The following is a 12,391-nucleotide window of genomic DNA, read 5'->3' as shown; positions in this document are numbered from 1 at the left end:
CAATTAATTTGAGTGAAGGAAGTAACGTGGGAATCGAAGCTTTAGCGTTTGTGATGGACGCATTAATAACCGCATGCTGTATGTATATCGCCTCCAAAATGTCTTTCGTGGTCGCAGACTTTAAATCCCTTCTTACTATTGCTGTAATCGTTGCTTTGGTGTCATTGATTCCGACCGTTGGTTGGGTTCTAGGATTGATCCTGTTTGTCTTTCTACTTGGGAAGGCGACCCATTCGAGTATTGGTGACTGCATTTGGGTTGTAGTATTTACTAAGGTTGTGTCGATGGCGGCATTTCTAATATTTGGGCGTTTGTTTGTGTAACTCGGGTTCTTGTTGATATAGTTCTTGATGATATAAAGGCAGCCTCGGTTGGCTTGAGACCGTTATTAACTTTTTAGTTAAAAGATGAAAAGGGCGTGACCTGTCACACCCTCTTAAAAGACTTTGACCGATATTGTATTTCTTATTTAGGCAACAGCACAGCGTCAATCACATGGATAACACCATTGCTAGCCTCAACGTCTGGCATAATAACTTTGGCGTTGTTTATCATTACGTTGCCGTCATCTATCGCTATCATTACCGCACCGCCTTGAACCGTCACTGCGCTATTTAACTTCATAACTTCAGCGGCCATGATTTTACCTGGTATTACATGGTATGTGAGCACTGCAACTAATTTGTCTTTGTTTTCTGGCTTCAACAACATGTCGACCGTTCCTTCTGGTAACGCAGCAAATGCCTCATCAGTGGGAGCTAATACGGTGAAAGGGCCTTCACCTTTCAATGTGTCAATTAAGTCCGCTGCTTTTACTGCAGCCACTAAAGTATTGAAAGAGCCGTTTTCAGCCGCAACATCAACGATGTCTTTCTTCATCTCGTGGTGGTTAGCGTGAGCAAAAGCCGTAAAAAGAAGCGTCGCAACTAGCACTGATGTGGTTTTGATTAATTTGGTAAACATATTGTCTTCCTTTGAGTTTTGTCCGTTATTTTCGAGAAGTTCTACGAAAGCTTAAAAGCGATAGATCAACTTATTGCACCTTTGAACCTATTTTTTAGACACCCAATTCGTCAGTTGAATGAATGTCTCCGTTAAATAGTTGTTATAATTTTAATTTAATACATATAGTTAACGGGTGATTATTCAATTAATGGATGTGAATATGAGGTTTGTTTTACCAGTTGTATTTTCGGCATTCGCTTCAATGCCAGCTTATAGTGGCCTTGCACCAACGGAAGGTTTCAGTGGTAACTTCAGTGTCTTGACGGGTGTATCTTCTGACAGCAGTAACTTGAGCACCGAGCAAGACGCGAATCAAGCAACTAACACCAAGGAGGGGGACAGCGAAAATCTAGGGCTACTCGGTTTTTTGGGTACGGTTCAATATACCTTTGGTGAGTCACTGACTCATCAAGTGTATGCGGGTACCACTCGAGAGGATATTGCAACAGGTACCATTGCTTTTGAGATTGGTTATCGACATCAGCTATCTGGAGGCACAATATTGGATTTTTCTGTTCTTCCTACGCTTATCTCGGGCAAGGCTTGGACGGATCCGTATGCTGTTGGCGTTAATCGAAATGAAACGGATGTGAAAGGTAATGTAGGACGACTGCAGCTCACTAATATCGGTGGAACTGGTTTTCGAACGGATCTCGCATTTGGGCAATCTGATGTTGATGAAGAGCTATCTGGTAGCCAAGGCTTATCTCCGGAAAATGCTGTGCTGCTGGATAGGGAAAGAACCTATGTGTACGCCAAAGCAGGGTACCGCTTTATCTTGCCAAACCAAGCAGGTCTATTTGTTCCTTCAATGGTGTATTTCCACTCAGACGCAGAAGGAGGAGCACTCAGCTTCGATAGTTATGGAATTGAATTAAACTACGCGAAGAGAGTCGGTCGCCACGGTTTTGTTGTTACCCTAGATGCAAGTGATCGTGAATATGATGAGTCGAATCCAATTTACGGGCAAGTACGTGAAGAGAATGAATACGGTGCATTTTTAGCTTATGAGTTCGGTGGCTTAATGGGTTATGAAGATTGGTCGTTTATTTCATTACTCGGTGTAAGGTCGATTGACTCTAAGATTGACTTTTACAGCTCTGAACAAGCATTAGCGAGTGTTGGTGTTGACTACAAATTCTGATATTCACACTACGTCAACAAAACTAATCAAAGCAGAAGCTTAAGAGCAGCCTTTCTATTTGTTTAATTATTTCGAGCACTTACACCTTCAAAGGTTGTAGGTGCTCGTTGCTATCCGTAATATAAAAATTAGCTTATGGACAAAAATAATATGATAAGGAAGCGCTTTGGAAATACAAATTAGACATCTTGAACCCACCGATAACCAAGATATTTTTGATATTTATCGACACTCGTCAGTATTAGAGAATACCTCACAAAAGCCTTTTCTTAGCTCTGATCAAGTGGAGCGACTGTTTGGTCACTCAGACCATTTCACTTTAGTTGCGGAGGTTTCTGGCAAGGTCGTAGGTCACATTACTTTATTCATGACCACGAAGGTGAGAGACAGACATTGCGCTGGTCTTGCGATAGCGATTAATCCGGAGATGCATGGCAAAGGGGTCGGTAAGGCTTTAATGCTAGAAGCGATCAATCAAGCCGATAACTGGCTAAACCTCGTGCGTCTTGAGTTAGAGGTTCATGCAGATAACCACTCCGCGATTGCTTTATATGAACGAGTGGGTTTTCAGTTAGAAGGCGCGAAAAGGCTGAGTACATTCAAAGCGGGTAAGTATATCGATATGTTACTGATGTCGAGAATTCGACCGGATTATCGCTGATATCGAGCTAAACGGGTTCCTGCTATATAAATCGGTTTTTACTATGTTAATGAGTAATTGATTAGTGAAATTCACACTGAACTATGTATAGTGGCAACCGTTTGCTTCGTATAACCCCAATGATATGGTTTGGGGGTCTCTACCAGCTCCCGCAAAGTGCTGATTACGAAGGGTTTAGATCACAATTGTGTTCTTACTCTTTGTAATGGCGTTCAAGAAAACCTCCTGTCTATTATTCAGAGTAAGTGCACACCTAAAATCCATAGTAGGTGAAATATGAACGCATTTATTCAAGGGCTCCCAAAAGTAGAGTTGCATTTACACATTGAAGGTTCGCTCGAACCTGAGTTACTTTTCCAACTTGCTCAACGCAACGGCATTGATCTGCCTTATTCATCCCCAGAGCAGCTAAGACACGCATACGAATTTGATGACCTGCAGTCATTTCTTGATATCTATTATCAAGGTGCGGATGCATTGCGCACTGAACAAGACTTCTATGATTTAACCTGGGCGTATTTAGAACGTTGTAAAGCCGACAATGTTATCCATACTGAAATTTTCTTTGACCCTCAGACACATACCGATCGTGGCATTGCATTCGACACCGTTATTAACGGCATTCATCGTGCGCTTGAACAGAGTCATAAAGAGTTGGGTATTACCTCTCAAATCATCGCATGTTTTCTGCGCCATTTATCTGAAGAGAGCGCCATTCAAACGTTCGCAGAGGTGTTGCAGCATCAAGACAAGATCATCGGAGTTGGTCTAGACTCTTCTGAATTAGGGCACCCACCAGAGAAGTTCAAGCGTGTATTCCAGCAAGCAAAACAAGCAGGCTTCTTAACTGTTGCCCATGCAGGAGAAGAAGGGCCTGCTCAAAACATTGTGGATGCGATTGAAATGCTCAGCGTGAGCCGAGTGGATCATGGTGTGCAGTGTATGACCGACGAAGCTCTGATAGCCGAATTGATTGAAACCAAAATGCCGCTGACCGTGTGCCCACTGTCTAATATTAAATTGCGTGTATTCGATGAGATGGAAGACCACAATATTGTTGAGCTGTTAAGACGAGGCGTAGCGGTGACGATTAACTCGGACGACCCCGCATACTTTGGTGGTTATATGTCGGATAACTTTAACGCGGTGAGCTTAGCTCATGAGATGACGGAGCAAGAGCTTGCTCAATTTACTTTAAATGCTATAGAAGCGAGCTTTATTGAAGAATCATTGAAACAGCAATATCGTGATGTTGTTTTGGCGTACCTCGCTTAAATCAAAAGTTAAAAGTTAAAAGTTAAAAGTTAAAAGTTTCAGTCTGAAGCTAAAGGCGAAGTTTAGGGTAAAGGTGAATGCGAACGAACTCTCAGGATTCAGCGACTTAGAAAGCTTAAACGGCCAACAAATGTTGGTCGTTTTTATTTTGGTTCTCAAGCGGGATTTAAGCTAGATAAGTGGCTTAAGACATTAAGAAATATGATTTTATTTAGGTAAAAACATCTTGCCTTAAGCTTTAATGAACTACATTTAAACGAGGTGTAGATATACAGTGTCACGCTGTATTGATATAGAGATCAACTTAGGCATAAGCATAAGCATAAGCATATAAAAGCAGACACAGGGATTGTCTGAGGAGGAACAAACTGTTGTTAGAGCCAACAATCAGTGAACAAATACAATGGCCGTGTGAATTGTCAGCGGACTTGATAGAAAGCTTGATTGATATTGCCGTTTTTAAAACGGGTGTCGACAGCTTTGAGATTACAAAAAAGTTTCAGAATTTGCCCGGTGTCTTTTATATTTTAAGTGGCTCCGCTGGAATCTGTTTTTCTACGGAAAACATGAAAAGCTTATCTGGTGGTGTTATTGGAAGGGGAGATTGGATGGGTGCTTTGTCTATACATGCTGACTACAACCTCTTTGCAGTGGCAGAAGAAGTCGAGCCTATCACTATGGTACTTTTTCCTGCAAGTAAGGTATTAGAGCTCGCAGAGCGGAAGTGCATGGTTTACAAATGGCTACTTCACTGTGGAACCAAAGCGCAATCTATTTGGATGCAGGCTTACTTATCCTCGATTCATGAAAAAGAGCAGAAAACCATTTACGTCTTGTTGGAACTTGCGGCACGCCAGACCAATATCGCGGGGGCAACCGTCAGCATTAATATTTCACAAATTCAACTGAGTTCGATAACAGGCATATCAAGACCTAGGCTAAACGAAGTTCTTAAAGGGATAGAGCAACAAGGCTTGGTTAAGATACAAAGAGGAAAGGTGTTTATCACCGATGTTAAGGGCTTGTATGAGCATATCTCACCGATGAATTTGATGATACGAGATCCTGTTGCTGAAATTAAGGCATGAATCTTTAACACTACGAGCTAACGTTTGGATTACTAGATTTTCAGTGTTTATTAGATATTTCAAAAAATTATGCACAGTGTTCTTTTAGGAACATACATTACAAGAGAACATCTATAATGTTCACTCTAGATTTATAAATTGAATTAGAGCGGAATAGAATTGTTATGAAAATGGCTGTATTGGAATATAAAGTATTGGGGCTTGGTGATTGGATTAAAACAAGAGTTTCTAGCCGCTGTGCGCACTTACTGGCTGCAGAATACAAAGCGCTAGGGTGGCCAACAAAAGTAGATGGAAAAGTGTTATCGACTGAGTCTGCTTAATCTATATAAGCCTAAATCATCTAGATGAAGACAAAAAAGAAGCTGGCAGTGCGCCAACTTCTTTCGTTTTTAAATTAAGACCATTGAGCTACTTGTTCACGTAGTCTTTGAATTTCTGCTTCGTTTCAGCATCCGCTTTTTCGTACCAGAAATACAACATTTCTTCAGCTGTATTCGCCGCATTTCCGTCAATCTTTGCTGGAAGCGTTACGGGTTGTGCTACTGCTGCTGCGCCCGCGCTAGTACCTAGTGTAAGTGCAGCGATGCCGCCTTTTTGGTTGTATTCCTTCGCTTCTTGCGGGTACTTACGACCAATCTGCATGCCATCTTTGATCAGCTTATCTTGCTTAACACTGATTGCATTTTGGTTTTCATCAACCAGTTTCCAATCTAAGTTTTGAAGGCTTTTTTTCGCTTCAGCTGTATTACGGTATTTAGGCATATCAAACGTTAATACGGCGTCAGTCGCGCTAAAGGTTGCAATAATAGCGTCGCTATCAATGAACTCACGATCGTTGCCTTTATCAAAAGCAAGTTGATATTGGAATACGATTTGATTTTGACCGTCCGGAACGGTTAGCGTTTTATAAGAAGAGAATAAGCTACCATCGAGATCTGGCTTAGCTTCGTTGACAGCTAGAATATCAACACTTGATGGAACTTGGATTTCAACGTCAGCTAACACGTGCGGTGCTACGATAATTGTGGAAAGCAGTGCAATGGATTGTAATGTCTTCATAATCATACAGTTATTTTAATGAGATATTTTTACAATCTCATGCAGAACGAAGTATTTCAAGTTGTCTTGTCTCGATTTGGTAAAATTCACCGAAACTTAACCTAAGCCTAATTTTTGAACGTATTAATCGTGTTTTTTTCGTTCGCGCGATGGTGCGGTCTTAACGTTTCCTCTGCTGGATTTTCTAAATTGCTCTCAGGAGAGTTTCGAGGCGGCTGAAGAGTGACGTACATAGGAACAATAGCAGCAACCCAAATGGCATAAATAGTAATCACTCGGTTGAAAGCGACAAACCATGTCTCGCTACCCGATTGAGACAAGTAGTAACCGAATAGGGTGAGTAAAGTGCAGATGATTGCCCACATGATTGTGGAAAATGGGTCTCTTGTTGTCGATGCGAGTATCACAATCGTAATGTAAGGGACTGCCATAGCAACACCCAAAGGAACATGGTAATCGACGGCGAAAATAATGGTCGCACCAAGGGCTAAGAGCACGTTTGATCGCGTATTGGGTAAATTGAAGTTCCATGTCATGTGATATCTCACTTAGCCCGTTTTACGTGGTTGATTGAGCCTGTTTTACGTTGTTGATTGAGTTTGTTTATTAGGCGTGTTGCTTGGTGGCTGTTGACCATTAAACGGTTGATCAGTTGTTGGATTAATTCGGCTTCTGGCATGATTTGACGCTCTGCTATCTGTTCAGCGAAAGTGGCAAGTTCCAGTACTTCCGTCATTTCAAACTTTGACGCAATGCTTATTACTGCGTTTAAAGTTTTATTTAAGTCATCGGGTCTGGCGCTCGAGAACAGCTCTATCAATTCATCAATTTCGTTTTCTAGGTCATCAACGAGAGACGTTAAGCATTTGAGCTTTTCATCTAATTTAAGCTTACCAGTGGCTAATAAATGGCTTCGAGAAAGCTCTTCTTCCGTCAGTGGAAGTTTGTTCTTGGGTGGGCGCGTTAATATAGTGATGTTGCTTTCATCTTTGTCTGGAAAGTTATGTACGTTAACCAAGTTATGTCGGTTGCTCTCAAACTGATGATGAAACTCATTGATGGCGTTTTGTAAGCTGTTTTTCTGTAATGGTTTGGTGAGCACGAAATCAGCCCCGGACATGATAAATTCGTCATGCGCTTCTTTAAACACATCGGCTGTACACGCGAAAACTACGGTAGTCAGCTTGAGTTCCTTGCGGATTTTTTGAATCGCTTCAACACCGCTCATGTTCGGCATGTGGTTGTCCATTATGATTAGGTCATATTGGTTTGAAGCCAATTTATCTAAGGCTTGTAAACCGTCGTAGGCGTTCTCAACGGTTAAGTCTATAGACTCACAAAACTTCCTAATCACCATTGCGTTGATCTTATTGTCTTCTACTAACAATACCGAGAAGTTGTCGAGTGCCTGATTGTTTTTTGTTGGTGTTTTAACGACGACTTTTTCTTCGAGTTCGTGCATTTCAAGCGGAAGCGAAATGGTAAATCGAGTGCCGAGATTAAGTTCACTGGTAACCGTAATTGTACCACCCATCAGTTCGACTAACTGCTTAACAATGGAAAGCCCTAATCCTGTGCCACCAAACTTACGGGTCGTGGAAAGCTCGGCTTGTTCAAAGGCTGTGAATATATGGTCTATCTTGTCTGCTGCAATGCCAATACCAGTATCAGTCACCAAAATATTAACGCTTGGTGGGATTGTCTGTGCAATCAAAAATTCAACTTCGACTTTACCTGATTCAGTAAATTTAACTGCATTGCCTGCTAAATTAAACAAGATCTGACGCGTACGCGCGGAGTCTCCCACCAACTGAATATTGGTCGGTATGTTGTCCTTGATGGCAAAAGTGAGCCCTTTGTCCTCTGCAAGAGGCGTCAAGGTTTTATCAAGATGTGTAACCACGTCTGTGACTGAGAATGGGCTGTATTCAAGTTCCATTTTTCCTTGTTCAACCTTAGAGAAGTCAAGAATGTCATTCAATATGGTGACGAGGTGCTGACCTGAGTCGATGATGATCTGTGCTTGCTTACGAGTGTCTGTGTTTTGCGATTCCTCTTTGATAATTTGAGCAATACCTAGTACGCCATTCATCGGCGTTCTTAATTCGTGACTCATGGTGGCAAGGAATAAGGACTTCGCTTCGTTGGCTTTTTCTGCTTTGTCTGCTGCTTCTTGATAGGCAAGGTTGTTTCGTTTTAATTCAAAGACCCGGAAGATAAATATGGCGAACGAGAACACGAAGGTTAGTAGTGCTAGTGTGATGGTGAGTTTAACCATGACGCCTTCTAATTGGTCTTGAAGGTCGGTAAATTGATGTTCAATTTGCTCAAGGTACTCCATGCTATGTACCGAAAGAACTTGAGATAACAGCTGGCTTTGTTGCTGATTGAGTTCAGTGAACGTTTTAGACAGGTTCGCCAACTCTGAGCTTATCTCTTGATGTTGAATTTGGGTGCCTGTAAATAACACGCTAGCGAGCAGCTCACTTTGAATATTGATATCCGGTGTAGAGAGAGCATTTAACTCTTCTGAATTAAGCTCGCTTGCTGCTTCACGATGGTTTGCTGAATGACTATCAATGAGTTGTAGCGTTAGGGATTGCAGTATGAACTGACGAGCGACACTCAACCCTACGAGCTTGTCGAGCGTATCGACATTGGATATCGAGGCTTTGTGGAAACGTTCAAGTAATTGAGTGGTTTGTAAGTCTTGAAAGAACGTTGAGTGGATGCTTTCACCCTGATAGCTACCCTTTAATTCTTGCAGTTCTATTTCTAGGCTGACTAACTCAGCCGAAATTTGGTAAGGGTTCGAAATATCAGCGAGAGCAGCGTTGGTTATCTGATCGCGCATTTCTAAAACTTCATGCCCCAGCTCTCGAACAGATTCTCCATATTCCGATACTTTCCCGTGCTCAGAATAGGTCAGTATAATTAAGCTAACCAAAGCCAATAATAGCGAGAAAAACAGCAAAAAGATGAGTCTGATTTTATTCATTTTCAAACTCCACTAACATCTGAGGGCGGCTGCCCGTTAAGGTTTCTAGAAATGTTTTAATCTCACTAATGGTTTGCTTTTCAAACGTTTTACCGAGTTGGCTTTCACCCATGATTTTGATGGCTTCTTCTAACGTTTCAGTTTGACCATCATGAAAATAAGGTGCAGTGATCGCCACGTTTCTTAAACTGGCGACACGGAAAAGGTGCTTGTCTTGTGGTTGTCCTGTAAACATAAATCGACCTTGGTCTTCACTTCGTTCTGAACCCGTTTTTGATAACCCAAAATAGCCAAATCGCATCACCATGCCTCCACCAATATTGGTACCTTGGTGACAGCGAATGCAACCTTGTTCTTGAAAGGCCTCCCAGCCTCGCTTGGCCTTATCAGACAGCGCTGAAAGATCGCCTCGCAAGTACTGGTCGAAAGGAGAATCAGGCGTGGTTAGCCCTTGCATGAACTCAATAAGTGCAGCCTTAATCGAAGCTTCGTTGATGGTTGTCGATTGTTCTTTGAATAGGCTGATGTAAGTCTTCGATTTAGATACATAGTCCGTAATGTGTTTCCAGTTTGAATCCATTTCGTCAACGTTGTGTACTGGACCATCGATTTGATCGCCAAGGTTATTCACCCGACCATCCCAAAAAAATCGGTAGTTAAAGGCAGCGTTAAAAACGGTGAGTGAATTTCGCATTCCCGCTCCATTTACGCCAATGGAAACAGGAATCACTTCAGCGCCATTAGTTTTTAAGCTATGACAACTTTCACAGCTGACACTTCGGTTCGACGATAAGTTAGGGTCTTTGAATAGCGCCCAACCTATCTTGGCAAGTTCATTGTTAATCTCGGTCGAATTTGGAATTGGGAAGATTTGTTGATCTGGAAATGCCGCTTGTTGGGCATCTTGTGAGTTTGTATTTGAGTCGTGTTCTGAAGAGTATGAATCATCATGGTCGTTTGCATGAGAGTGATTTTCTTGGTGCTCAATTGAGCCGTGTATCTTTAAAGAAGCGGCGTCATAAACCAGTAGGCCTATTGAAACGCAAATGACAGTGATGCTTATTACTGCTAAATATGGCGTTTTCATAGTATTAGTTCCATCTAGTTTAGATAATTTTGGCAAGTCAGAATCCTTCTGATTTAAACCTTAGTCACCCTGTGGATGAGAGGTGTATATTTATAAACTTAGTTTCATAGTGGTGATGTTGCAAGAAGATGGTGTAACAAGAGGAGAGGAGCAAGATGAAGTCATTGAATCGTTAAATGACAAGGAACAGGGATCGTTAGAAACAACGCGTTACGTAGGGCAAGTTAGTGACCTAACGGTGAATTCGAAAAGACCTTGTTGTATAAAACTCGGATTTTTAAGATACAGATACAGAAAACAAGTGCCAGACGTAGAAAAGCCGTGGTAACTGCATAGAGTGACCACGGCTTTGGTATTGCATCATGTACTTTCTAAACTGCTTGAATTACATGATCTAGAAGGACTTATTTAGCTTGCGCTGCTGCCGCTTCTAATTGCTTAAGTTTACCTTGAAGCATGTAAGCATTTTGGTTGAAGTTACCAGGGTTCAACACTTGGCTTTGCTGCATTGGGTAGTCAGATAGCGTGTTCATGAACTCTTGTACTTTGCCGCCTACTGGTACGAATAGCCACATGTTGTCTGCCATCCAGCGTAGGTACATGCCCGATTCGTGTGGTGCTTTTTCGAATGGGTCAGCACGTAGGTGAACAACTTGAGGCCAGTTTGGTTGGAAGCGAACTGCATCAACAATGTTACCGTCCATTACTGCGAACGAAATCTTGAAGTCATTCCAGCGAACTGCGTTTAGCTCGGCGTTAGCAGAGAAGTAAAGCATGCTGTCACGAGGTCCTTTTTCTTCTTTACCTTGGAAGTAAGGTAGGAAGTTGTAACCATCTAGGTGAACACGCCAGTTTTTACCGTTGTAAGTTGCACCTTTATCAGACGCTAGCTTATCAACTACTTTATCATCACCAGCGGCTGCTAGTAGAGTAGGGATCCAGTCTTGGTGCCCCATGATATCGTTGATCTTAGTTCCCGGTTTGATAGTACCAGGCCAGCGAACTAGCTGAGGAACACGCATGCCACCTTCGTAAGTTGTACCTTTCTCACCGTGGAAGTAAGTAGCACCACCATCAGGCCAAGATACGGTTTCTGCACCGTTATCGGTAGAGTAGATTACGATAGTGTTGTCTGCGATTTTAAGCTCATCAAGCTTGTCTAAAAGGATACCCACTTGGTCATCGTGCTCTAACATGCCATCAGCGTAGATGCTGATACCAGATGCGCCTTGGTATTTTTCTTGTAGACGAGTCCACACGTGCATACGAGTTGTGTTGTGCCAGATGAAGAATGGTTTGTCAGCTTTCACGGCTTTTTCCATGAAGGCTAGAGATTCTTCTAGGAACTCTTCATCCGCATGCTCCATACGCTTACGCGTCATAGGGCCTGTATCTTCAATCTTACCGTCAGAAGTCGATTTGATTACACCACGAGGGCCAAAGTTTTTACGGAACTCAGGGTCTTTAGGGTAGTAGTATGTCTCTGGCTCTTCTTCTGCGTTTAGGTGGTACAGGTTACCGAAGAACTGGTCAAAACCGTGGTTCGTTGGAAGGTGTTTGTCTTGGTCACCCATGTGGTTCTTACCGAACTGAGCTGTCATGTAGCCTTGTTCTTTAAGAAGGTCTGCGATCGTTGGAGCCCAATCAGGGATACCGTGGTCCGAACCTGGCATGCCGATAGTCAATAGACCAGTACGGAAAGGTTCTTGACCTGTTAGGAATGCAGCACGACCAGCAGTACACGATTGTTGACCGTAGTGGTCAGTAAATAGTGCGCCTTCGTTAGCAATACGGTCGATGTTAGGTGTTTCGTACCCCATCATACCGTTGTTGTATGCACTGATGTTGAATACACCAATGTCATCACCCCAGATAGCAAGAATGTTTGGTTTTTCTGCTGCTGTTGCCGCTGAAGAAGCTGCTAATAAGCCAACACCTAATGCTAGTTTATTAATTTTAGTACCCATAAGGACTCCGATTCACTTTTAAGATTAATGCGTTAGAACAACACATCGATGAGCAAATGTTATTCTCAAAATTCCGTTACGTCCTTTTATAGTGCTTATAACCA

The 12,391-nt window shown here is 42.3% G+C and carries 12 protein-coding genes and 1 riboswitch; of the genes, 6 read left to right on the top strand and 6 right to left on the bottom strand.

All coding sequences use genetic code 11. The features are described 5' to 3' along the window. The first annotated feature begins 26 nt into the window (after positions 1-26). On the top strand, positions 27-323 hold the full coding sequence (locus AC3CID_RS20390; protein WP_004730457.1) for a hypothetical protein: 297 nt from the start codon (positions 27-29) through the stop codon (positions 321-323). 142 nt (positions 324-465) lie between these two features. Here the strand turns inward: AC3CID_RS20390 and AC3CID_RS20385 are convergent, their stop codons facing one another. Beyond that, positions 466-963 carry a fasciclin domain-containing protein gene (locus AC3CID_RS20385; protein ID WP_488527339.1) on the bottom strand — a complete coding sequence of 166 codons (498 nt, stop codon included), beginning with the start codon at positions 961-963 and terminating at the stop codon, positions 466-468. Positions 964-1,165: 202 nt separating this feature from the next. Between AC3CID_RS20385 and AC3CID_RS20380 the strand changes: the two genes are divergently transcribed. The 5 genes from AC3CID_RS20380 to AC3CID_RS20360 all read left to right on the top strand — a co-directional run bounded on the left by AC3CID_RS20380 (position 1,166) and on the right by AC3CID_RS20360 (position 5,496). Then, complete coding sequence (locus AC3CID_RS20380; RefSeq protein ID WP_488527338.1) at positions 1,166-2,149, top strand: DUF2860 family protein; 984 nt, start codon at positions 1,166-1,168, stop codon at positions 2,147-2,149. 166 nt (positions 2,150-2,315) lie between these two features. After that, positions 2,316-2,810 (top strand): GNAT family N-acetyltransferase, encoded by a 495-nt coding sequence (locus AC3CID_RS20375; RefSeq protein ID WP_004730462.1) that lies wholly within the window; start codon positions 2,316-2,318, stop codon positions 2,808-2,810. 86 nt (positions 2,811-2,896) lie between these two features. Next, positions 2,897-2,996: riboswitch (purine riboswitch) on the top strand. A gap of 90 nt (positions 2,997-3,086) precedes the next feature. After that, complete coding sequence (locus AC3CID_RS20370; RefSeq protein ID WP_054546972.1) at positions 3,087-4,085, top strand: adenosine deaminase; 999 nt, start codon at positions 3,087-3,089, stop codon at positions 4,083-4,085. Between the two features lie 371 nt (positions 4,086-4,456). Then, entirely contained in the window at positions 4,457-5,173 is a 717-nt protein-coding gene (locus AC3CID_RS20365) for a Crp/Fnr family transcriptional regulator (protein ID WP_474356548.1), read from the top strand. 164 nt (positions 5,174-5,337) lie between these two features. Then, positions 5,338-5,496 carry a hypothetical protein gene (locus tag AC3CID_RS20360; RefSeq protein ID WP_017070406.1) on the top strand — a complete coding sequence of 53 codons (159 nt, stop codon included), beginning with the start codon at positions 5,338-5,340 and terminating at the stop codon, positions 5,494-5,496. Positions 5,497-5,584: 88 nt separating this feature from the next. On the opposite strand, the gene AC3CID_RS20355 is transcribed toward AC3CID_RS20360, so the two are convergent. From AC3CID_RS20355 to AC3CID_RS20335, 5 genes are all read right to left on the bottom strand, one after another. Further along, the gene (locus tag AC3CID_RS20355) at positions 5,585-6,235 is read right to left on the bottom strand and encodes a DUF2057 family protein (RefSeq protein ID WP_372244163.1); all 651 of its coding nucleotides are present in this window, start codon (positions 6,233-6,235) and stop codon (positions 5,585-5,587) included. 107 nt (positions 6,236-6,342) lie between these two features. Further along, positions 6,343-6,771 carry a hypothetical protein gene (locus tag AC3CID_RS20350; protein ID WP_488527337.1) on the bottom strand — a complete coding sequence of 143 codons (429 nt, stop codon included), beginning with the start codon at positions 6,769-6,771 and terminating at the stop codon, positions 6,343-6,345. A gap of 8 nt (positions 6,772-6,779) precedes the next feature. Beyond that, positions 6,780-9,233, bottom strand: coding sequence for an ATP-binding protein (locus AC3CID_RS20345; protein WP_488527336.1), 2,454 nt, complete (start codon positions 9,231-9,233; stop codon positions 6,780-6,782). After that, positions 9,226-10,320, bottom strand: coding sequence for a cytochrome-c peroxidase (locus tag AC3CID_RS20340; RefSeq protein ID WP_488527335.1), 1,095 nt, complete (start codon positions 10,318-10,320; stop codon positions 9,226-9,228). Before AC3CID_RS20340 ends, AC3CID_RS20345 begins: the two co-directional genes overlap by 8 nt. A gap of 404 nt (positions 10,321-10,724) precedes the next feature. After that, positions 10,725-12,287: an arylsulfatase gene (locus AC3CID_RS20335; protein ID WP_488527334.1), complete on the bottom strand. Its 1,563-nt coding sequence runs from the start codon at positions 12,285-12,287 to the stop codon at positions 10,725-10,727. Positions 12,288-12,391: the final 104 nt, after the last annotated feature.

The sequence above is a fragment of the Vibrio sp. QJM3NY_21 genome (genome assembly GCF_057785975.1).
The sequence above is the reverse complement of the archived record's forward strand: the minus strand, read 5'-3'. Positions and strand labels throughout refer to the sequence as shown.